General features: G+C 40.2%; 19 protein-coding genes. 5 read left to right on the top strand and 14 right to left on the bottom strand.

Going from position 1 to position 21,914, the window contains the following annotated elements; translation table 11 throughout:
* Window positions 1–38 precede the first annotated feature (38 nt).
* Window positions 39–2,669, top strand: a complete 2,631-nt coding sequence (locus GR929_RS03275) for a DUF5916 domain-containing protein (protein WP_159517479.1) — start codon at window positions 39–41, stop codon at window positions 2,667–2,669.
* Window positions 2,670–2,774: 105 nt separating this feature from the next.
* Window positions 2,775–4,109 carry an MATE family efflux transporter gene (locus GR929_RS03270; RefSeq protein WP_159517478.1) on the top strand — a complete coding sequence of 445 codons (1,335 nt, stop codon included), beginning with the start codon at window positions 2,775–2,777 and terminating at the stop codon, window positions 4,107–4,109.
* Window positions 4,110–4,346: 237 nt separating this feature from the next.
* Here GR929_RS03270 and rsxA read toward each other — a convergent pair whose 3' ends face one another.
* The 9 genes from rsxA to recG all read right to left on the bottom strand — a co-directional run bounded on the left by rsxA (window position 4,347) and on the right by recG (window position 13,350).
* On the bottom strand, window positions 4,347–4,919 hold the full coding sequence (rsxA, locus tag GR929_RS03265; RefSeq protein ID WP_159517477.1) for an electron transport complex subunit RsxA: 573 nt from the start codon (window positions 4,917–4,919) through the stop codon (window positions 4,347–4,349).
* Window positions 4,920–4,932: 13 nt separating this feature from the next.
* A complete protein-coding gene (gene rsxE, locus GR929_RS03260; protein WP_159517476.1) occupies window positions 4,933–5,517 on the bottom strand; it encodes an electron transport complex subunit RsxE in 585 nt (194 codons plus the stop codon).
* Complete coding sequence (locus GR929_RS03255) at window positions 5,514–6,146, bottom strand: RnfABCDGE type electron transport complex subunit G (protein ID WP_159517475.1); 633 nt, start codon at window positions 6,144–6,146, stop codon at window positions 5,514–5,516. The genes rsxE and GR929_RS03255 overlap by 4 nt, the downstream gene beginning before the upstream one ends.
* Window positions 6,146–7,129, bottom strand: a complete 984-nt coding sequence (locus tag GR929_RS03250; RefSeq protein ID WP_159517474.1) for an RnfABCDGE type electron transport complex subunit D — start codon at window positions 7,127–7,129, stop codon at window positions 6,146–6,148. The genes GR929_RS03255 and GR929_RS03250 overlap by 1 nt, the downstream gene beginning before the upstream one ends.
* Before the next feature lie 38 nt (window positions 7,130–7,167).
* Complete coding sequence (gene rsxC, locus GR929_RS03245) at window positions 7,168–8,499, bottom strand: electron transport complex subunit RsxC (RefSeq protein ID WP_159517473.1); 1,332 nt, start codon at window positions 8,497–8,499, stop codon at window positions 7,168–7,170.
* A 9-nt stretch (window positions 8,500–8,508) separates the two neighbouring features.
* Complete coding sequence (locus GR929_RS03240) at window positions 8,509–9,441, bottom strand: Fe-S cluster domain-containing protein (protein WP_159517472.1); 933 nt, start codon at window positions 9,439–9,441, stop codon at window positions 8,509–8,511.
* A 2-nt stretch (window positions 9,442–9,443) separates the two neighbouring features.
* Window positions 9,444–9,860: a SoxR reducing system RseC family protein gene (locus tag GR929_RS03235; protein ID WP_159517471.1), complete on the bottom strand. Its 417-nt coding sequence runs from the start codon at window positions 9,858–9,860 to the stop codon at window positions 9,444–9,446.
* 465 nt (window positions 9,861–10,325) lie between these two features.
* A complete protein-coding gene (locus tag GR929_RS03230) occupies window positions 10,326–11,231 on the bottom strand; it encodes a sialate O-acetylesterase (protein WP_159517470.1) in 906 nt (301 codons plus the stop codon).
* 19 nt (window positions 11,232–11,250) lie between these two features.
* A complete protein-coding gene (gene recG / locus GR929_RS03225) occupies window positions 11,251–13,350 on the bottom strand; it encodes an ATP-dependent DNA helicase RecG (protein ID WP_159517469.1) in 2,100 nt (699 codons plus the stop codon).
* Between the two features lie 229 nt (window positions 13,351–13,579).
* On the opposite strand from recG, the gene GR929_RS03220 reads away from it, so the two are divergent.
* The 3 genes from GR929_RS03220 to GR929_RS03210 all read left to right on the top strand — a co-directional run bounded on the left by GR929_RS03220 (window position 13,580) and on the right by GR929_RS03210 (window position 15,162).
* Window positions 13,580–14,290, top strand: a complete 711-nt coding sequence (locus GR929_RS03220; protein WP_159517468.1) for an ABC transporter ATP-binding protein — start codon at window positions 13,580–13,582, stop codon at window positions 14,288–14,290.
* Entirely contained in the window at window positions 14,290–14,853 is a 564-nt protein-coding gene (locus GR929_RS03215) for a cob(I)yrinic acid a,c-diamide adenosyltransferase (RefSeq protein ID WP_159517467.1), read from the top strand. The genes GR929_RS03220 and GR929_RS03215 overlap by 1 nt, the downstream gene beginning before the upstream one ends.
* Window positions 14,854–14,940: 87 nt before the next feature.
* Window positions 14,941–15,162, top strand: a complete 222-nt coding sequence (locus tag GR929_RS03210) for a DUF2795 domain-containing protein (protein ID WP_027585323.1) — start codon at window positions 14,941–14,943, stop codon at window positions 15,160–15,162.
* Between the two features lie 48 nt (window positions 15,163–15,210).
* Here the strand turns inward: GR929_RS03210 and GR929_RS03205 are convergent, their stop codons facing one another.
* Genes GR929_RS03205 through GR929_RS03185 form a run of 5 tightly spaced genes read right to left on the bottom strand, consistent with a single transcriptional unit; the run spans window position 15,211 to window position 21,885 of the window.
* Window positions 15,211–16,740 carry an OstA-like protein gene (locus GR929_RS03205; protein WP_159517466.1) on the bottom strand — a complete coding sequence of 510 codons (1,530 nt, stop codon included), beginning with the start codon at window positions 16,738–16,740 and terminating at the stop codon, window positions 15,211–15,213.
* A 12-nt stretch (window positions 16,741–16,752) separates the two neighbouring features.
* On the bottom strand, window positions 16,753–17,715 hold the full coding sequence (locus GR929_RS03200) for an AAA family ATPase (RefSeq protein ID WP_159517465.1): 963 nt from the start codon (window positions 17,713–17,715) through the stop codon (window positions 16,753–16,755).
* Window positions 17,716–17,731: 16 nt separating this feature from the next.
* Window positions 17,732–19,075, bottom strand: a complete 1,344-nt coding sequence (locus GR929_RS03195; protein WP_159517464.1) for a peptidylprolyl isomerase — start codon at window positions 19,073–19,075, stop codon at window positions 17,732–17,734.
* Window positions 19,076–19,081: 6 nt separating this feature from the next.
* Window positions 19,082–19,933: a hypothetical protein gene (locus GR929_RS03190; protein WP_159517463.1), complete on the bottom strand. Its 852-nt coding sequence runs from the start codon at window positions 19,931–19,933 to the stop codon at window positions 19,082–19,084.
* The gene (locus GR929_RS03185) at window positions 19,930–21,885 is read right to left on the bottom strand and encodes a peptidylprolyl isomerase (protein WP_159517462.1); all 1,956 of its coding nucleotides are present in this window, start codon (window positions 21,883–21,885) and stop codon (window positions 19,930–19,932) included. The genes GR929_RS03190 and GR929_RS03185 overlap by 4 nt, the downstream gene beginning before the upstream one ends.
* Window positions 21,886–21,914 lie beyond the last annotated feature (29 nt).

The following is a 21,914-nucleotide window of genomic DNA, read 5'->3' as shown; positions in this document are numbered from 1 at the left end:
AAAAATTATGTATATTTGGCGAGCCTTATCGAAAAACTATGTCGTACCAAAAATCACTATCTAAATTAATCCTATTTATTGGATTTGTATCTTCAGTGAGTTCAATTTACGCTCAGGGTGGAGCAACCTATTCTCTATCCACAGATTCAATGGTTAACCGAACAGCGAGTGATATAAAAGTATATCGCGCTGACTACATTTCAGAAAAAATAAAAATTGACGGAGAGCTTGATGATGCAGCCTGGAGCCATGTGAAATGGGAGGGTGAGTTTGTACAGCAACAGCCTTTACAGGCAAATGCGCCGTCGCAACAAACCGAATTCTGTATTTTATATGATAGGGATAATCTATACATCGCGTTAAAATGCTACGATGATGAGCCTGAAAAAATCAGATCCATATTAAGTCGACGAGATGAAATGAGCGGCGATATTGCAGGCGTGGCTATTGACTCGTATGCAGACAAACGAACAGCTTTTGAATTTAATGTGTCGGCTGCCGGCCAGAAGGTTGACCTTATGCATCTTGGAGCATACCAATGGGATTATAATTGGGATGCCATTTGGGAAGGAAAATCAGCAGTAAAAGATTCGATGTGGACCATTGAGATGCGTATTCCTTTTAGTCAGCTGAGGTTTTCTGATAAGGAAGAGCAGGTGTGGGGAATGCACATTTGGCGATGGATTGATCGAAATTCGGAAGAAGATCAGTGGAAGTTAATTCCGGTTGATGCTCCAGCCATGGTTTATTTGTTCGGCGAACTGCGCGGAATAAAAGGCATTAACGCAAAACGAAAAATGGAGTTTCTACCATACTCAAGCTTTAAGTATTCGCCAAATACTGACCTGGAAAATAGTACAAGATTCGACATCGGACTGGATGGAAAGATTGGTCTCAGTTCCGATTTTACATTGGACTATACTGTAAATCCTGATTTTGGACAAGTTGAAGCCGACCCTTCAGAGTTGAGTTTGTCGTCGTATGAAGTTTTTTATGATGAAAAGCGACCATTTTTTCTGGAAGGAAATAATGTGCTTGACTTCAGCATGGGGCGCGATTTGCTTTTTTACTCCCGAAGGATTGGACGTGCTCCTTCTTATCGGCCGGGTCTTCAGCAGGATGAAAGTCTGTCGATGCCAGATAATACATCGATTATTAGTGCGTTAAAGGTGACCGGGAAGAATAAGAAGGGATTATCTTTGGGAGTTGTTCAGAGTTTTACAGCAAATGAAAAGGCCACTGTATATTCACCTGGCAACGAAGAACAAGTTACGGTAGAGCCATTTTCCAATCACTTTGTTGGTCGTGTAAAACAAGATTTCAATGAAGGGAATACCGTGCTTGGAGGAATTGTAACATCCAGCGTGAGTTCAATCAATGAGGAGCATTTGGAGTTTCTACCTCATTCATCCTTGGTTGGAGGAGTTGATTTTCAGCATAATTGGAAAAAGCGAAAGTATTTTATTGATTTAAAGAGTTTCTATAGCCGAATTGGTGGAACGGAAGAAGCTATTGCTGACTTGCAATTGGCATCGCAGCATTATTTTCAACGACCAGGTGCCGATCACTTAACTTATGATCCTTCAAAAACAAGTTTAATCGGTCATGGAGGACAACTTACAGGAGGAAAACAAAGCGGCAAGTTTCGGGCGAATGGAACATTTAGCTGGCGCTCTCCCGGCGTGGATTTAAATAACTTGGGCTACATGTACCAAGCTGATTACCTTGAAGGAATTGCCGAATTTAAATATCAAGTGAATAAGCCGATTGGAATTTTTCGTGACTATTACTTAAAATATACTCAAAAGCACGAATGGAGCTATGGAGGTGAAACAACCAAAGAAGAATTTCAACTCCATTCGTATACCCGGTTTACAAATTTGTGGCGTATGCATGCATTTCTTGAACACGATTATAATGTGTTTGACACTCGTGAGTTGAGAGGAGGCCCCAAATTGTTTAAAGATGATACCTGGGAAACCCGCTTGTTTTTTCAATCAAACAACGCAAAAAATTTACTTTTTGCAGGAGGACCGCACTACATCTGGTCGGTTGATGGAATTTCGAAAAGAGATCGTTACAATTTTACTGTCCGCTGGCAAATTGGCGATCGGTTTTCTATTTATGGACAAATGGACTATGAAGATCTGACAGATTACCACCAATATGTTCGCAGACTTTCGCTTTCAGATAGCTCAACGGGGTATCTGGTTGGAAAAATGGATCGTAAGACGATTTCAACAACCCTGAGGTTGGAGTATTTCATAACGCCGGAAATATCCTTACAATATTATGCCAATCCGTATGCCTCGGTTGCTAAATACTCCGATTTCAGGAGGGTAAATGAAGGTGACAGTAAAGATCTGAATGACCGTTATTTTTATGCAGCGTCTGTTGAACTCGAAAATAATAGCTACAGTATAAAAGACGAGACAGGAGAAGAATACGCATTCGTAAATCCTAATTTCGACTACAAAGAGTTGCGATCGAACTTGGTTGCCCGATGGGAATTTCGCCCGGGATCGACACTTTATCTGGTTTGGAACACTTCCAGTATACTTTACGAGCGAAGTAGTAACTACTCGGTTAGCAAGAGTTATGGTGACCTGTTTGGCGTGAAATCCGACAATGTTTTCATGATAAAATTCAACTACTGGTTTTCGCTTTAATTCATCTCAATCGATTACTTTTGTCACTTTTTATTATTTTGATGCAACAAGTAAACTATTCGTAATTGAAGGTGTTTTTTTGTGGTGACAATCAACGCGAGCGCAGTGAAATTTTCAAACTATATACCTCTTTATAAAAGTAACTTACATCTGGCCTTTCCGGTTATTTTGTCCCAGATAGGACAGGTAACGGTTAGTCTTGCCGATAATATGATGGTTGGACATGTTGGAACAGTCGAATTGGCTGCTGCCGCTTTCTCCATCAATATCTTCCATATTGGTATGTTAATGGGAATTGGAATTACGATGGGAATAACGCCGCTTGTGGGGAACGTATACAGCCAGAAAAAGGAGCAAGAGGTGGGCGAATACCTGAAAAATGGTTTGCTGGTTCACATGGGTGCAACTGTACTAATTGCTTTAGTAATGGGGCTGTTAAGTGTTTATCTTGATCGAATGGGGCAGCCGGAACAAGTTGTAACCAAAGCTATTCCTTACTATTTATTGCTGGTTGCATCGTTGTTGCCGATGTTGCTGTTTATGTCATTCAAACAATTTTTGGAAGGGGTGGGGAATACCCAAATAGCCATGTACATAACACTGACGGCTAATTTGCTAAATATAGCGCTGAACTATGTTTTGATTTATGGAAAATTTGGAGCACCGGCGTTGGGTTTAAATGGAGCTGGAATTGCCACTTTAATCTCACGAATTCTGATGCCCATTTTATTGATTCCGTTTGTACTGAAGAATAAACAGTTTAAACGGGAGTTCAGGATCGCGTATCATGCCCGGATTAAGTTAAAGAAGCTTAAAGAATTGTTTGCGGTGGGCTTGCCAATAGGCTTGCAGATTATTGTAGAAGTCAGCACATTTAGCTTTGGTGCAATTATGATGGGGTGGATTAGTAAAGAAGCGTTGGCAGCCCATCAGGTTGCTATTGGTTTGGCCTCATTTACGTATATGATTAGTTTAGGAGTTGGAGCCGGAACAACTATTTTGGTGAGTCATGCGCGGGGAGCAAATGATAGGATACAGTTGCGTAGGAGTATTTACTCCTCCTTTCACCTGGTTGTTCTTTTTATGGGAATTATGGCCATTTTGTTTGTGCTTTTCCGACATCAGTTTCCGCTATTGTTTACGAACGATCCAGCTGTTATTACCATTGCTGCGAATCTGCTGATTGTAGCTGCTCTTTTTCAGATTTTTGATGGAGTTCAAGTTATTCTTTTGGCCTCATTGCGTGGAATGTCAGATGTAAAATATCCCATGTTTATGGCATTTATCAGCTATATGATTTTAGGCTTACCGATAAGCTATCTGTTGGGTGTTATCCTTGAATATGGAGCTGTGGGTGTTTGGGGTGGTTTTTTAAGTGGGCTTGGCTTCGCCGCTTTGTTGTTTTCCTTGCGGTTAAAAAGACATATTCGGTTTGATTAGTAGCGCCAGATAGCTTTTAAGCAATGTTGCAACTTATATTTCGCCGTTGTTGCAGGGTTTTAATCTACCTAATTCTTATCAAAGGAACTACTTTCTTTTTGATAAAATGCATGCCGAAATAAAACAAAAAAACAGCACCAAAGAATGATGCTGTTTTTGACTTATTTTTCAATTGTCTTGTTGGAAATCTAACTGTCGATAAGCCTAACTAAATTGGAAATATTAATTGTTGTTGTTTTAAACTAAACCACTGAATCCCATAAAAGCCATTGCCAGAATTCCGGCTACAATTAATGCAATTGGCGTTCCTTTTAAGCCTTTCGGAATATTCATTAAATCTAAATGTTCTCTAAGTCCTGCAAATAGCACCAATGCCAATCCGAATCCGATTGCGTTTGCAATAGCAAAAACAACGCCTTCCATCAGGTTGAATTCCTTTTGGTAAGTTAAAATTGCAACACCGAGAATTGCACAGTTTGTTGTGATTAAGGGTAAGAACACACCAAGTGCCTGATAAAGCGAAGGACTTACTTTCTTTAAAATAATTTCAACCAACTGTACTAAAGAGGCAATAACCAAAATGAAAAAGATGGTTTGCAGAAATACTAAATTCAATGGATTCAAAATATAATTTTGAATGAGGTAAGTAACAATTGTCGCAATAACCATCACGAAAGTTACTGCACCAGTCATTCCTACAGCCGTAGACAGTTTTTTGGAAACCCCAAGGAAAGGACAAATTCCTAAAAACTGATTCAGTACAATGTTGTTTACAAATATGGCGGCTATGATGATAAAAATATATTCCATGGTATATTTTTTTTTAAGCTTTGTTCAAACGATTAATAATGGCAATTAAATAGCCCAACACAAGAAAAGCTCCGGGAGCTAACACGAATAGTAGCATTCCATAATCTTCGGGGAAAATTGTCAGATTGAAAATTTTTCCGCTTCCTAAAAATTCACGCGCTGCACCAAGTAATGTGAGTGCAAAAGAGAAACCAAGTCCCATTCCCAAACCGTCAATCGCAGAGGTGGCAATCGTGTTTTTTGAGGCGAATGCTTCTGCTCGTCCTAAAACAATACAGTTCACTACAATCAGAGGAATGAAAAGTCCCAGGCTCTTGTAAAGAGCAGGTAAGTACGCCTGCATAACCAATTCAACAACAGTAACCAATGAAGCGATTACCACGATGAAACTAGGTATTTTCACTTTGCTGGGGATGACATTTTTGATGACTGAAATAACGATGTTTGACATTAATAGTACAAAGGTTGTTGCCAAACCCATGCCCAGCCCGTTGATGGCCGATGACGTAACACCAAGGGTGGGACACATACCCAGTAGTAAAACAAAAACCGGATTTTCTTTGATAAATCCTTTGGTGAAGTTTTGCATCTGATTCATGATTGTCCTCCTTCTTTAGTCTGATTATCTGCTGTCTTTTCCAATTCTTGATTTTGATTATAGGTATTGTAAGCTCTCTTGACGGCATCTAAAAATGCGCGGCTGGTAATCGTTGACGCAGTAATGGCGTCCACTTCACCACCGTCTTTACTTACTTCAAATTTTGTTGTTGCCGGGCTTTTGCCAATAATGTTTTGCTTGGGTTTTGATTCATCTTTAAACCACTTATCCATTTTAGCTCCAAGCCCCGGAGTCTCTTTGTGTTCGAGTATTTCGTAACCGGTAACTGCTCCGTCGGGTGAAAAGCCAGCCATCAGGGTAATTAAGCCGCTAAATCCGTTTTTAGTGTACGTCTTTACAGCTACTCCTACCAATTGCTCATCCGCGCCGTAAGCCGGGAAAAACTCCAGGCTGTCAGCTCCGTCAGCAGGAAGTACTTTATACGAATCGCCAAGGTTTTCAAAAGCCGGAAGCACACTTTCAATGGCTTCTTTTTGAGCTTTCATTTTTGCTAAAGCGATATCTTCCTTGGTTAGGTCGTGTATAAATCCAAGTATAGTTGCTGCAATCAGCGTTACCAAAAATAAGGTAACCGTCATGTTCGTAAATGTCGATTCTTTTTGTGCCATTACTTCGTCCCTCCAAATCTTTTTGGTTTGATGTACGCATTTATCAGCGGTGTAAACCCGTTCATAATTAAAATGGCAAAGGAAATTCCTTCAGGGTATGCACCAAAATTTCTAATGAGTACTGTAATGACTCCAATGCCAACTCCAAAAATCAACTGTCCTTTTACCGTCATCGGTGAAGTAACCATATCGGTAGCCATAAAAATAGCTCCAAGCATAGCGCCACCTGTTAATAAATGAAATAGGGGTTCGATAAAATTTTCAGGATTCAGCATCCAAAGCGCACCCTGAAAAACAAAGATAGTGCCGAGTACAAAAACCGGAATGTGCCAGGTAATTACTTTTTTCCATAACATATAGCCAAATCCCAGCAAGAGGAACATGGCTGATATCTCACCTAGTGACCCTGACATATTTCCATATAAAAGGTTCAGGTTTGATGGGAGAGCGGTCATTATTTCGCTAACTGGTTGTCCGGCTTTAACGCCTTCTTTTAACAAAGCTAGCGGAGTGGCTGTTGTTAAAGCGTCAACAGCAGCATGCTGCGTTACCGGCCAGCTGGTCATGTGAACCGGAAAGGAAATCAGTAAAAATACACGGCCAACCAGCGCTGGGTTAAAGGGGTTGTTTCCCAGCCCGCCGAATGATAGTTTTCCCACTCCAATTGCAACAAGTGCACCGACAATGATCATCCAGGTTGGAAGGCTTGCCGGAACGTTAAATGCCAATAAAATACCTGTCAATGCAGCCGAACCATCGGTGATTTGAGGTATTTCTTTCATGATGAATTTTTGAATCAGGTATTCAAAAGCCACACAGGCAGCAACCGCAATGAGCGTTACTCGAATAGCTTCGAAGCCAAACATAAAGAACGACCAGGCAAGTGCAGGAACGAGAGCCAGCAGTACCCGGTACATGATTTTATTCACCGAATCGCTGGTATGAACGTGCGGTGAAGGCGATATCGTTAGAAGTTTACTCATTTCTTTTGATCAGAATTATGAATTAGACTTTTGTGTTTTTAGTTTTTGCGGTTTCGGATAATATTTCCAACTTTTCCTTTTCCGAGACGAATATAATCTAATAATGGACGATCGGCAGGACAGGTGTAACTGCAGGAACCACATTCAATACAGTCCATGATGTTGTTTCCTTCGGCCTTCTCCCAAATTTGCTTGTCGGATACGGTCATTAAAAAGTAGGGCTCCAGTCCCATTGGGCAAACCGTAACACAGCGAGTACAACGAATGCAGTTTTTCATCTGCTCACGATTGGCTTCCTTTTTGGGTAGAATTAAAATACCCGATGTTCCCTTGGTTACCGGAATATCAGTTGTGGAAATTGCTTTTCCCATCATAGGGCCACCGCTGATTACTTTGCCCGTATCTTCTGGTAATCCTCCGGCAGCATCAATTAAATCCTGCACGGGAGTTCCTATTCGAACGAGTAAGTTTGATGGCTTGGCAACTGACTTGCCAGTAACTGTGACAACCCGCTCAACCAGTGGTTTATTTTTTTGCACCGCATCGTAAACAGCCAAAGCTGTACCAACATTGCTAACAACCGCGCCAACCGAAATTGGAAGAGCTCCCGAAGGAACCTCGCGACCTGTCACGGCTTTTATCAATTGTTTTTCGCCACCTTGTGGGTATTTCACTTTTAGCGGTACAACATCAATTGCCGAGTCTGAAGCGGTTAGTTTATTCAGATGGTTAATCGCATCCGGCTTATTGTTTTCGATGCCAATGTGAGCTTTGTTAACTTGCAATGCACACATTAAAAGACGAATGCCAACCAATAATTCTTCTGCTTTTTCCAGCATCACCCGATGATCGGATGTTAGGTATGGCTCGCATTCTACGCCATTGATTAACAAGACTTCGGCTTTCATGCCTTGCGGTGGCATCAGCTTTACGTGGGTAGGGAAAGTAGCTCCACCCAGTCCAACAACACCGGCTGCATTTATTTTGTCAATAATCGTTTTGCTATCAGCTTCAAAATTTTCAACTAACTCTGAAGAAGTGTCAATCCCGTCTTCCCATTCATCATCTTCAACATCAATATAAAATCCTTGTTTTGGATAACCGGAACTGTCCATTGACAGATCCACCTTTTTTATTTTTCCGGAAACGGATGAATGAATATTTGCAGAAACAAAACCGCCAGATTTGGCAATGAGCTGTCCTACTTTTACTTGATCGCCTTTTTTTACCAAGGCTTGCGCTGGTGCTCCAATATGTTGGGCTACGGGGATAAAGACACTTTTTGGTAAAGCCAGCTTTTCTATGGCTTTGTTGGCCGAAAGTTTGTTTTCAGCCGGGTGAACCCCGCCGAGTTTGAATGTTTTTAACACGATGGCCTCCTATTTTTTTTCTAAGTTATCTGGTTTAATATCTTCGGATGACTTGCCTTCTGCTTTTTTCGGAACTTCCTTTTTTATTGCTGGTTTGGGAGGTAAGTCTGTTTTGACCTTTCGAGGTGGAAAACCAACTTCGATAATCGCATTTGTAGGACATTCGACAACACATTTACGGCACAACTTACATTTGTCTGAATCGATAAATGCCAGATTATTGTTCATCGTAATTGCATCGAACGGGCATACCTTGAAACATTTAGAACATCCAATACATGCTACTTCGCACGACTTTTTTGCTACTCCTCCTTTGTCTTCGTTGCGGCATGAAACGTAAATTTTACGGTCCTTTGGTCCTCGTTTACGAAGCTCAATCAGTGTTTTTGGGCAGGCTTCAACACAGGCACCACAGGCAACACACTTGTCGTCTACAACTTCCGGTAATCCGGTTTCCTGGTTCATGTGAATTGCATCAAAGTCACAGGCTGCAACGCAGTCGCCGTGTCCGAGGCATCCAAACTGGCATCCGGTATCTCCTGCATAAAGCGAAGAAGCTACAGCGCATGATGTTGCCCCATCATACTGATTGGTTTTTGGCCGATGGTCACAGGTTCCGTTGCACCGAACAACCGCTATTTTCGGATCTTGTGCAATGGCTTCGAGTCCTAAAATATCAGCAACTCCTCCCATGCAATCGTTTCCACCAACAGGGCAAAAAAGAGACGATAACTCACTTTCTTTAACACATGCTTCAGCAAACGCGCGACACCCGGCATAGCCACATCCTCCGCAATTGGCCCCAGGTAAGGCATTTTCTACTTCGTCGATCCGTGGATCTTCATATACCTTAAACTTTTGAGCTACCAAGTATAAAATGACAGCAGCCAAAATACCTATAGCGCTCAAGGCAATCATAGTATAAATAATCGTATCACTCATAATTATAGTAAAGGCTTGATTTCAAATTCAAAGCTCTTGCGAATTTTATTTCGAGTAAGATAAAGTATGGTGTAATATGGAATTAAAGTGGACAACGAAACGAGTCCGCTGATGCCTTCGTTATACTGAAGGCTTGTTAATAATATCAATGCAAACAAAACAAGTATAAACGGAAAGACATAGCCATAAAACAAGGCCTTGAAACCCTGCGATGTTTTTCCAACGACTTCAACAGATTGTCCGAGGCTGTAATCACCGTTGAAATGATTAATTTCAATTTCTTTGTCTTTCATGTCTGACATAGAACATGCTCCTTTTGCATGGCATCCGGAGCAGGCCGATTCGTTGACAATGCCAACGACTATACTTTTTTCAGTAAGCTTTTTTATAATCCCTTTATGTGAAATCTCTCCCGACATTTGTTTCTTCTTCCAGCTTTTATGACTGCAAAACTAAAGATGTTTGGATAACTAGAATCCATATTTTCATCATTTTTAAAACATCTTCGGTTATTTATATTCTTTTTAAATAGTTAATTTTCCTTTTATTGTTAGTAAGTATCACAATATTAATGAGTTGTGTATTTTGTTTGCTTGCGGTGGTTGTGCTTATCTTGTTTTATTGCAATGTAGAGATTGCATTAAATATTCAGTAAAACAATCTCTGAGTTGCAGAAAATGGTCATCTTTATATTCTGAGTTGAACAAAAACGACAAATTTCTGCTAAGTTCCGCTAACTAAATCGACATAAATTGATAATTGAAAAGATCACTTTTGAAGCGTCAAAAAAAAGGACAATTGATTTCTGTAATAAAACAAAAGAGGGATGTCGATTTTAAAATCGACATCCCTCTTTTGAAGTCTAATAGGATCTCCAATTATTTTTATTTCTCCTGTAGTAATTTTGACATCTCGTCGGCAAATTGAGTTCCAAGGTCAATAAATCCATTTGAATCGTAGTGCCATTTGTCTGAATACTCGTAATTATCGGTTGTTTTAACCAGAGCGGCGGCCGGATCATTTTCAACAAAATGCTCTTGCGCTGCGCGAATTACATTTCCAAAATCCCACACCAAGCCATCTTCATCTTTTCCGCTATCAGAAATACGTCCAATAACCAGCGGGAGTTTATCGCGTCGCAGCGATGCTCTGATCATATTCATTAGTTGCGTCAGGTTCTCCTCGTATTTTACGGCCACCTCGGCCGAGTGTCCATCGCTTTCACCCTGCATCCAAACAATCCCTGTCGGAATTAATTGATCTTTTTCTCCATCACCGTCAATATCATCAACCTGTAAAGCTCTGCGAAGGGTTGCTAAATAATGATCCCACTGATTAACGCCGTTCTTTTCGGAGTAATCTGGATCCCAGCATCCGGAGGAACTTGCTCCAATAGCAATTGACGTTCCACCACGAGAGTATTTAATCAGTGCAATTGATTCTCCGGGAAATAGCTCCTGCATTCTTTGTGCAAAGGATAGTTCAATACCAAAGCGTTCACCGTATTGATTTGTATTTCCGTCAGTTTTAAAATCTTTGCCATGACCCGGTTTAAGTTTTGCCCATATGCCGTCGCCATTCGGCTCCTCTCCATCTTCGGCCATTTGCGCTTGGTAAATCATAACGTCGTCAAATGTTTTAGAAAGATCCGATGGTAACTCTTCTACATAGCCATAGCCATCCATGTTCGACTGTCCTCCCAGGTAAAAGACCCGATAAACTTTGGCCTGGCAAGTAAGACTTGCAACCAGAAGAAAGGCAATTGAGAAGTAAACTTTTGATTGTTTCATTTTAGTTTCGATTTATTATTTAGCTTATTACGCTCCAGTTAAATTCGGTGTTTTTCATTTTTTGAAATTGATAACGGAGTATTTTGTTTTCTTCTTTTTCCAGTTTCGGATCATCATCAAGAATATCGCTGGCAACATTTCGGGCAATACGTAAAATCTCGCCATCTTTTCCCAAGTTGGCAATATTGAGGTCTACGCCCAATCCGCTTTGCTGTGTTCCTTCTATGTCTCCGGGGCCCCGTAGTTTCAAATCCACTTCTGCAATTTCAAATCCATCATTGGTACGAACCATGGTTTCCAGTCGTTTACGGCTTTCGTTACTTATTTTATACGAAGACATTAGTAGACAGTAGGATTGTTCAGCTCCGCGGCCAACTCGCCCTCGAAGTTGATGTAGTTGCGACAAGCCGAAACGTTCGGCACTCTCGATGACCATGATTGAGGCATTGGGGACATCAACGCCAACCTCAATAACAGTTGTGGCGACCATGATCTGTGTTTTCCCTTCTTTGAATAATTGCATTTCTGCATCTTTTTCAGCTGGTTTCATGCGGCCGTGAACCATGCTTATTTTATAACGCGGAAAAACTTCCTGCATCAATTCATAGCCATCTTCCAGGTTTTTGTAATCCATTTTTTCAGATTCACTAATCAGTGGATAGACAATATAAGCCTGTCGGCCGGCGTCAATCTGCGAACGAATAAACTGATAAACCTGCTTTCGGCGGTTTTCGAAATAATGGCGGGTGTCAATTGGTTTTCGTCCGGGCGGAAGCTCATCAATGACCGAAACTTCCAGATCTCCATAAAGCGTCATGGCTAAAGTTCGAGGAATAGGAGTAGCGGTCATTACTAAAATATGAGGAGGAGTTCCCGCGTTCTTTTTCCAAAGTTTAGCCCGCTGGGCAACGCCAAATCGGTGCTGCTCATCGATGATTACCAGCCCTAATTTATCGAAGCTTACCACATCCTCAATTAGTGCATGTGTTCCAATTAGCAGCTGTAAATCGCCACTTTCCAATTGCTCATGAATAATTTTACGTTCGCTCTTTTTGGTTGATCCTGTTAGTAGCGCAGTTTTTACACCAAGTCCGGTAAGCATTTTTCGGATGGTGTTGAAATGTTGAATGGCCAAAATCTCAGTTGGCGCCATTAGGCTGGCCTGGAAGCCATTGTCAAACGAAATGAGTGAAACCATTAAAGCAACCAGTGTTTTTCCACTGCCCACATCGCCTTGTAAAAGGCGGTTCATTTGCTTGCCGGAACCTAAATCTTTACGTATTTCTTTAATGACCTTTTTTTGTGCTCCCGTTAGTTCGAATGGCAAATTATTATTGTAGAATTGGTTGAAGTTGTAGCCTACGTTAGAAAATACAAAACCCTTGAATGCTTCATATCGGCTATGTTTGAGGCTCAATATTTTTAGTTGAATGAAAAATAGCTCTTCAAATTTAAGTCGGAAGGTTGCTTTTTGAAGCTGTTGAGTACTTTCCGGAAAATGAATTTGCCGGAGGGCGTCCTTGAGCCCCATCAGCTTGAACGGTTCAGTTACTTTTGGAGGCAGGGTTTCATAAATTTTCCCACGTATTTGCTGCGCGAGCGAATACTGAATTTTATTGAGAGCCTGTGTATTTAAAAAACGCTTTTTTAGCTTTTCGGTCGTATTATAAAAAGCCTGAAGAACACCGGTTTTAATTTGTTCGCTGGTCTTATCTTCAACTTCAGGATGAATAATATTTACCCGACCATTAAAAACTGAAGGTTTGCCAAAAACCACATAGGTTTTTCCCGGCAAAAGATTTTCTCTGATGTATTTAATTCCCTGGAACCAAACCAAATCCATTACACCGGTTTCATCTGCAAAAACAGCAGTTAGTCGCTGCTTGTGTCGCTCGCCTTGTAATTCAATAGATCTGATTTTTCCTTTTACCTGAATGTAAGCTTGATTGGATCTTACTTCGGCAATGGAGTGAAATTTTGTGCGGTCGATATATTTGTAAGGAAAATAGTAAAGCAGATCGCGAAATGTGTTGATGTTAAGCTCTTTTTTAAGTAGCTCAGCTCGCTTTGGGCCCACACCCGGTAAAAATTTAATGTCCTGATCTAAATATTCCGGCATAAAGCAAAGATAAAAAACAAAATTCAGCTCATGTTTGAAATATTTTTAGAGTTATTAAGATTTTTTGTTCATATTTATTATGTATTGCATGGTTTTTGTTAATTGCACGAAATACGAATACTTAAAAGTGCTTACCGCAAGTGAGAAATCAATATCATATCCTTATATTTACTAACCAAATAAAAAAGAGTATTGTCCATTTTCTCTTTTTTGAAATTAATCAAAGTACATGTCAAACACAACAAATGAGGTAATTAGTTTAACCAATATTGTAAAGAATTACAAGGTTGGAACACAGGTTGTTCGGGCTCTTCGCTCGGTTAGTATTCATATTAATGAAGGCGAGTATGTTGCTATTATGGGGGCTTCAGGATCAGGTAAGTCTACTTTAATGAACGTAATTGGATGTTTAGATACGCCTACAAGTGGTACTTACATTTTGAACAAGCATAACGTTAGTGATTTAACCGATGATGAATTAGCAGTGATTAGAAATCGCGAAATTGGTTTCATTTTTCAAACCTTTAACTTGCTACCCCGAAGCACAGCTTTAGACAATGTGATGTTACCCATGGTATATTCGGGAGTGAAGAAGCAAGAGCGAATGCAACGAGCTACCGAGATGTTGACAGATGTTGGCTTGGCTGACCGGATTGACCATAAACCTAATGAACTTTCCGGAGGACAGCGACAGCGGGTTGCAGTCGCTCGCGCTTTAATTAATAAACCTGCAATTCTTTTAGCTGATGAGCCCACAGGAAACCTGGATTCAAAAATTTCAGAAGAAATCATGCAATTGTTTTCCGAAATTCATCAACAAGGCAATACTCTGATTGTTGTAACTCATGAGGAGGATATTGCCCTACATGCACACCGCGTTATTCGGTTAAAAGATGGGGAAGTAGAATCAGATGAAATCAACCCAAATCCGGTAATTTAATGGAGAAAGAAGTTCGCGTATATACAAAAACAGGAGATGATGGTACCACTGGTTTAATTGGTGGTGCGCGGGTAAAAAAGTATAATATCCGTTTAGAATCGTATGGAACAGTAGATGAGCTAAATAGTCATGTTGGTTTAATTGTGGCGATGGATATTGATGAAAAAGCTAAGGAAGTTTTGAAGCATATTCAGTGTGTATTATTCACGATTGGAGCTCAGCTGGCAACCGATGATTCGGTGTCGGAGTTTAAAAAGCAGATCCCATGTAAAACAGAAGACATTGAAATGCTTGAAAAGGAAATGGACCAAATGTTTGAAGTGCTCCCTAAGCTAAACAGTTTTATTTTGCCGGGAGGGAGTATTGCTGCTGCACATACACAAATTGCACGTACAGTTTGTCGGAGGGCTGAGCGCCGAATAATTGAGCTTTCAGAACAGAATGAAGTCAATAAAAACCTGGTAAAATTCATAAATCGACTGTCTGACTACCTTTTTGTGCTGGGAAGAAAGATTTCATTTGATGAAAATGTGCCAGAAACGCAATGGAAATCGGGGGTCTAGATAACAAATCTTTTTTTTAGGTTTTGATTTTATTTTTTATATATTCGCAAAATCGAAAAAATGAATCAAAACTAAATACTGTCGAATATGTATTGGACACTAGAATTAGCTTCAAAATTAGAAGATGCCCCTTGGCCTGCAAGCAAGGACGAGTTGATCGATTATGGCATCAGATCAGGTGCACCCCTTGAAGTGATTGAAAATTTGCAGGAAATTGAAGACGAAGGGGAGATTTATGAGAGCATTGAAGATATTTGGCCTGACTATCCAAGTAAAGACGACTTTTTCTTCAATGAAGACGAGTATTAACTAAGTCGAGGGCAAGTCAAGTAAAAGAAATATTAGAAGCAAGGTGGATCAGTTCGCCTTGCTATTTTTTTGCCTTTCAAAGATGTCTTCAACTCGCTTTGGCCGAATGGCATCCAGCCAGTGAAACCCGGGGAGTACTTTTTCCTCATCAGAAATTTCTGGCAGCGGCATCAGTTGCCCGTCAGGCGATTTTATAAACACAATTTTTTTGATCTTGCTGCTGTCCAGATAGATTTCTATGGTGCTGCTAATCGCTTTATTTAACCCAATTATGCCATTTTTATCTTTGGCATAATAAATTGACTGTCCGTTTCCATCCACATCAATTTTATAAAGTTCATTTTTTCTGATGTACCCAAGCATATCGCGTCCTTTGATCTGGTTGTATCTCCCGGAATCTTCCATGGCAACGATAAATGCGTTATGATCCAGTTTTACCAAATCAGGATCATTCGTTTGATTAATCATTTCAATGTAGTCAGCTGTCATTTGGTTATTGTCTGACCAAACAACCGGATCGTGGAAGAGCTGAATCGTTGAATCCAGTGACCAATAAACCATCGAGTCACACTTTCCTTGCATGTCGTCTCTGAAAAACTTAACATGATAATAGGCCATCACCAGTTTCTCGTCAGGAATGGTGTCAGGGATTGATTTGAGCGTGTCGGCGTGTAGGTAAAGGGTATCTTTCTCCGAATAGAGTAGAAGGTGAGCAGAATCAGTCGCCATGGCTGTTTCCTGTGTTTCATTATAAACAACCCGATTTCCTCTTACAATCATTCGGTTTTTATAATCCTCAATGCTGGCATTGCCAATTGCCCGACCATCTCCGGTGGTTTTATCGTAGAAAATTGAGTCAGCAATCACTTCTTGTTCCTCACCCGTAATCACCGGATTTTTGTACAACTCCGCATTCCCTGTGATACTGTTGTAAAAACCACTTTCAGCATAAAGTGTTGTTTCTTCATCATGAATATGGGTTGGGCCCACAATCGAAACAACTTTCGTTTTGGTATCATAAATCAGCGTGTCTGAATCCAATGTGTAATCCTCAGAAAATACATGAACTTCTTTTTTGAAATAGGCTTTGTTAAGGTCGGCATAGTACTGTCCTATTTTACTGTTTAAGGTACTTGTGCTGTCTACCACAGTTCCGTAATCATCGTAAAATCCGATGTTCTGAGCCATATCGAAATCGAGTGTGTCTGTGGTTAAGGTAGTTGATTTGTTTACTAGTTTTACATTTCCTGTTGCCACTGCCCATTTGGTATCTCCATTGTAATTAAGGTAATTGGAGTACATATGCAGGGTGTCATCTTTTAAAATATGAACATGCCCATAAGCATCAACCATATTGGTGTCGGTGTATGAATAGGCACTGTCGCACCACATTCGAATACCTTCGTGAGTTATAATCACATTTCCAATTAGGCGTTGGGCATTTTTAATAATACTTTCATTGTACTCCAAAAAGTCTGCCTGTTCGATATCTACCCGTTTTTTTGTTTGCGAAAAAGCAAATACCGGAATGAGTACAAGTAAAAATATTAGTTTGCAGGTGGTCGCTTTCAGCTTCATTCTACTTATAGATTACAGCAATTCCTGAATAATTTGATCAACGGAGATGTTTTCTGCTTCAGCTTTGTAGTTTTTGATGACCCGATGACGAAGTATTGTCTTTGCAATGGCTTTCACATCTTCAATATCAGGTGAGTATTTTCCCGATAGCGCTGCATGGGTTTTGGCTCCAAGTACTAAATATTGTGAGGCTCTCGGGCCTGCTCCCCATTTCAGGTACTTATCGGTAATTGGTGCAGCTAATTTTGTTCCGGGGCGGGTTTTGGCCGACAAGGAAACAGCATATTTCAATACATTGTCGTTAATGGGGATTTTTAAAACAAGCTGCTGGAAATACTTAATTTCTTCGGCTGAAATTATTTCTTTCAACTCGGTTGAAAAGTCAGAAGTTGTATTTCTTACGATGGTTAATTCATCTTCATAGGCCGGGTAGTCCAACCAAATGGAGAACATAAACCGGTCGAGTTGGGCTTCGGGCAGGGGATAGGTTCCTTCCTGCTCAATCGGATTTTGCGTTGCCAAAACAAAAAACGGTTTATTCAATTCGAAACGTTCCCCACCTGCGGTTACTGCTCTTTCCTGCATGGCTTCGAGCAGTGCCGCTTGCGTTTTAGGAGGTGTTCGGTTAATTTCATCGGCCAAAATAATATTGGCAAATAACGGCCCTTTGATGAATTTGAACTCACGGTTTTTATCAAGGATATCCGTACCAATGATGTCGGAAGGCATTAAGTCGGGCGTAAATTGTATCCGACTATATTTTAAACCCAGTACTTCTGCAATTGTATTTACCAGCAAGGTTTTCGCTAGCCCGGGAACACCAATTAACAAGCAATGTCCGCGACTAAAAAGCGAAATGAGCACTTGTTTGATGATTTCATCCTGCCCATAAATACGTTTCTGTATTTCTGCCTGAAGTAAATCTATTTTTGCTTTTAAAGCATCAACTGCTTCAACATCATTTTTGAAATTCATAAAACTATTTTCTCGTTTATTTTATCCAGCCTTTAAACTCGAAATTACAATTCACGTAGGTGTCGTCAATGCTGATGTATGTTTTCGATTGTTGTTTGGAGATCCATTCGTTCATGGCTTCTTCTTGCTTTTTCTGCAAATAGATGTCATTCAGCATTTGGTAATCCTCCTGGAGGTTGGCGCGGTGTTGCTTGATCCGGTTTTTTAGCTTGACAATTTTATATACCGAACGCTGTTTGTCATCGATGGTTTTAAAGGGATCAGAAATTTCATTTACCTTCAATTCGTTCAAAACTTTACTGACATCGGGATCCAATTCTTCCTGGTTCCACTTGGTTGACATGGTTTGTGGGTTAATAACTGTACCGCCACTATTTCGTGAATTTTTATCGAACGAGTAACGCATTGCAGCGTCTTCAAACGAAAGATCTTCTTTGCGAATAAAGTTGGCCAGGCTATCTAAACGGTTGTATGCATTTTGCATTGTTTCGGCTGTTGCTTTAGGCTTTAAAATAATGTGGCGGGTATTGACCTGTTCGCCTTTGCGATCAATCACCTGGATAATATGGTAGCCGAACTCACTTTTAACCACATTCGACACACGGTCGCCTTTGAGGTTGAACGCTGTTGACGCGTAGTTCTTATCGAGCTGTGCACGTCCCATGTAGCCGAGCTCTCCACCATTTGCAGCCGAAGGTCCTTCAGAATAAAGAACCGCAAGTGTAGCAAAGTTTTCACCATCTTCAACCCGCTTTTTAAACTCACGAAGGCGTGCTTTAATCCGGTTTTCTTCTTCCAGCGATATGGCAGGAAAAAGGGTAATCTGGGAATATTCAACCTGCGATTCGACCATCGGAATTTCGTCCTGTTTTAAGCTTCTATAATGATAGCGAACTTCTGATGGCGTTACCTGAACTTTATCAATGATTTTCGACTGCATCTGCTGCGTCAAAGACTGGTTTCGGATCACGTCTTCCAAGTCAGCCTTAATTTCGGTAATCGGTTTTTTAAAGTAGGCTTCAACCGCTTGCTCTGAACCTAAATGCTGTACAAAATACTGAATACGCTGATCTAACTGTTGGTTGATCTGATTATCTGTTACTTCAATTAATGTATCAAGTTCAGCTTCGGCTAAAAGCAGCTTTTCAACCAGAAAATCTTCTAATATTTCGCATTTCATGTCTCCATCCGACACAATCCCTTGTGCCTGTTGTTGGATGTACATGTTCTCGACATCCGATTTGAGGATAATATTGCTACCAACCACGGCTACAATCTGGTCAACAATTTTATCCTGGGCCATGATTGCTGTGGATAAGCAGCTTAAGAACAGTGTAACGACAAAAATTTTTCTGAACATATTATTTTAATTTTGAATATTATAAAGTCTAAACTTATTCGATTCCATTCCTTCCTGGTACACATCAGCTTCGATTTTTTTTAGAAAATTAATCTTTCGCTGGTTGAGTAGAATATTTTTTATTGACGATGACACAAACTCAACAGGTGCATTTTCGCCTCTAAACCTGAAATCGCGGATACAAATAAAATAATAATAATCTGTATCTTCACTTTCAATAAACTTGTTTCTCCTTAAAAATCGCTCCAGGTTATCAATTTCTTCCGGAATCTGCTCTAACAGTTGGTCGGCCTCGACCCATTTATTGTCAAAACGATCGTAAGCCTTGGCGTACCGGATGCAATACTCATCCAGTTCCTCAAGCTTCTGAGGATCCTCGTCCATCGACAAACTTTTGATTGTCTCGGGGTTTGCAACTTCCAATGGTGTCTTTAAATAAATTGCTTTCACAATATCATTCTTCAATACAAATTCATTGATGTGACCATCATAGTATGCATTGATTTGCTCATTGGTAATTCCCGTATCCATTTTTTGCTCCATCAACGCTTTTTTATAACGATAAATGAGCAACGAGTTTCGATAATCTTCCATCTCCTGGCTTACGTCCTTTTCGGCTGGAGTGAGGTTGGCTTCAGCATTCAAAATCATTAATTCCTGCTGCACCCATTTTTTGATAAAATCGTCGACCCAAAGACTGCTATCAGTTTCTGAAAGCCTCTCCGGAATTACCTTTCTCACATCTTCAAGAAAAAGTAGCTTGTCGCCAACCTGAGCAAGCGGCACCTGATTTTTCACCTCGGAGCATGCCGATATGAAAAGTATGAAACAGAAAATGTATAAATATTTTAAGCTCATTTTATTGATTCAATGCTTTTCAAAACACGTCTTTTCACTCTTATTTTATATCTTTTTCTCAGTTCTTTTAACCAGTTGTCTTCTAAAAATTGTTGATAGTCTGAAATGTACAATCCCTTAGCTTCTTCCAATGTTTTTGGCTGTGGTGGTATTCCATTTCCGCGGATAAAATGCAAACTTTCGTTATAATCTTCTGGTTCGGGGGCATTCCAAACTTGGTTGTCGACGAGTTCATCGTCGCCTTTTTCAAAATAGCCATAAATAATTTCGGCTTTCCCTTCTCCGAAATGGTCTGTAACCTGATCACGCAGTCCTGTTGCCTGAATGTCGGGATCTTGTTCAAAAACAGCATCTATAAAGTCCCGAACCTCCAGATTGTCGCACTTAATAACCCATCCCTGAAATCGATCTCCCCAGAAATACTTCTTTTTGTTTTTCTCGTAAAAAGCTTGCAAGCCAACAGAATCTTGTGCCGCGGCATTCCAAATTTTATCTTCCGAAATATTGAACAACAAAATACCGTCATGGTATTCTTTGATCAAATATCTGAACTCCGGATAATTGTCTTCCAAGTGAGCATCTTCATACTGAAGGAGTCGATCTTCAACGAATTTTTGGTATTTGTTTTCTATTGATAATTGAAAGTCGGTGAGTTCTTCTGTGTCGGGATTGTTTAAATAGTAATCCCAGAAATCACCACTTGTAATCTGTTGATCGGAAAAACTAAAAATGACTTCTCCAGGCTTTTCAAGCTTCAGTAATTTGAAATGATCATTTCCAAAAGCGGGCTCGATTTCTTTTTTCAATTGCCCGAAAATTTGGTTGTCTTCTTTGAAGCCGTATTCTTGTTTCAGCTTATTGATGAAAATTTCGTCACTGTGCCGGCTAATTGACGGATCTTTGCGGATTTTGTCAGTTAGAAAAGCTTCGATTTCTTCAAATTCGGGAACAGGACGATATTCAATTCGTTTGATAATATGCCATCCGTATGGTGTGCGGATGACAGGGGAAATATCGCCATCATGCTCAAGTGCAAATGCTGGGTCGGCAAATTCAGGCATCATGCCCGATGAACCAAACCAAGATAACTGGCCTTCATTTGAAGCAGAGCGTCGATCGTCAGAATTCGCTTTAGCCAACTCCCCGAAATCAGCTCCTTTTTTTAGCTCTGCCGCTATGCTGTCAATCTCTTGCTTTTGATGTTTTATGGTCTCTTCGCTGGAGTTTTCTGCTAACCTTTTCATGATATGAGCTACCTTGATTTGCCCTTTGGCAGCTCGTCTTTTATTCAACTTGATTAGGTGATATCCAAACTTTGTACGAACAGGTTTTGATACCTCACCTACTTCTAAATTATACGCTGCGTTCTCAAACGGGTAAACCATTTGAAAAGCGCTGAAGTACCCTAAATTACCCTTGTTTTGTCTAACGGAAGGGTCATCAGAATATTTTTCGGCTAGAGATTCGAAGCTCTCACCATTCTCGTATTTTTGAATTATTTCATTTGTTTTATTCCAGGCTTTTAGCGTATCATTGGGCATTGGCTTTTCAGGCAGTCGAATTAAGATATGACTGGCATTAAGCTCCGTTTTCATATGTTGGTAAGCTGTTTTTACCATTTCCTTGGTGTGCTGAACATCAGTGAGGTATGGTTTTGCCAATTCGGCGCGATAACTTTTCAATTCACTAATAAATCCAGGGAGCGTATCATATCCCAATCGTTCTGCTTCATATACTTTCAACTTAAAATTGACGAACAGGTCGAGGTATTCTTTGGGGGTCTTTTTTTCTGACTCATCTATCAGGTGATCGTTGTTCTTTTCATATAAGTGAACAAATTCGTCTTTTAAGATGACATGATCACCAATTTTAATAATAAGGTCACTGTTGTTTTGTGCAAATCCGCTTATCGCGAAAAAAACAACAAAAAATAATAGCGTAAAACGATTCATAAATAATTGTCAGTTTAAAATATCAGACA

The sequence above is a fragment of the Sunxiuqinia indica genome (assembly GCF_009847015.1).
In the GTDB taxonomy this organism is placed as follows: Bacteria; Bacteroidota; Bacteroidia; order Bacteroidales; family Prolixibacteraceae; genus Sunxiuqinia; species Sunxiuqinia indica.
Note: the sequence above shows the minus strand (reverse complement) of the source record. Positions and strands in the feature narration are given on the sequence as shown.

Coding starts and splice junctions, on each gene's coding strand:
- GR929_RS03205 (WP_159517466.1), bottom strand. CDS start 16,740: ATGAAGCTGAAAGCGACCACCTGCAAACTAATATTTTTACTTGTACTC.
- GR929_RS03255 (WP_159517475.1), bottom strand. CDS start 6,146: ATGGCACAAAAAGAATCGACATTTACGAACATGACGGTTACCTTATTT.
- GR929_RS03215 (WP_159517467.1), top strand. CDS start 14,290: ATGGAGAAAGAAGTTCGCGTATATACAAAAACAGGAGATGATGGTACC.
- rsxA (WP_159517477.1), bottom strand. CDS start 4,919: ATGGAATATATTTTTATCATCATAGCCGCCATATTTGTAAACAACATT.
- rsxE (WP_159517476.1), bottom strand. CDS start 5,517: ATGAATCAGATGCAAAACTTCACCAAAGGATTTATCAAAGAAAATCCG.
- GR929_RS03185 (WP_159517462.1), bottom strand. CDS start 21,885: ATGAATCGTTTTACGCTATTATTTTTTGTTGTTTTTTTCGCGATAAGC.
- recG (WP_159517469.1), bottom strand. CDS start 13,350: ATGCCGGAATATTTAGATCAGGACATTAAATTTTTACCGGGTGTGGGC.
- GR929_RS03200 (WP_159517465.1), bottom strand. CDS start 17,715: ATGAATTTCAAAAATGATGTTGAAGCAGTTGATGCTTTAAAAGCAAAA.
- GR929_RS03195 (WP_159517464.1), bottom strand. CDS start 19,075: ATGTTCAGAAAAATTTTTGTCGTTACACTGTTCTTAAGCTGCTTATCC.
- GR929_RS03240 (WP_159517472.1), bottom strand. CDS start 9,441: ATGAGTGATACGATTATTTATACTATGATTGCCTTGAGCGCTATAGGT.
- GR929_RS03230 (WP_159517470.1), bottom strand. CDS start 11,231: ATGAAACAATCAAAAGTTTACTTCTCAATTGCCTTTCTTCTGGTTGCA.
- GR929_RS03275 (WP_159517479.1), top strand. CDS start 39: ATGTCGTACCAAAAATCACTATCTAAATTAATCCTATTTATTGGATTT.
- GR929_RS03190 (WP_159517463.1), bottom strand. CDS start 19,933: ATGAGCTTAAAATATTTATACATTTTCTGTTTCATACTTTTCATATCG.
- GR929_RS03235 (WP_159517471.1), bottom strand. CDS start 9,860: ATGTCGGGAGAGATTTCACATAAAGGGATTATAAAAAAGCTTACTGAA.
- GR929_RS03210 (WP_027585323.1), top strand. CDS start 14,941: ATGTATTGGACACTAGAATTAGCTTCAAAATTAGAAGATGCCCCTTGG.
- GR929_RS03250 (WP_159517474.1), bottom strand. CDS start 7,129: ATGAGTAAACTTCTAACGATATCGCCTTCACCGCACGTTCATACCAGC.
- GR929_RS03220 (WP_159517468.1), top strand. CDS start 13,580: ATGTCAAACACAACAAATGAGGTAATTAGTTTAACCAATATTGTAAAG.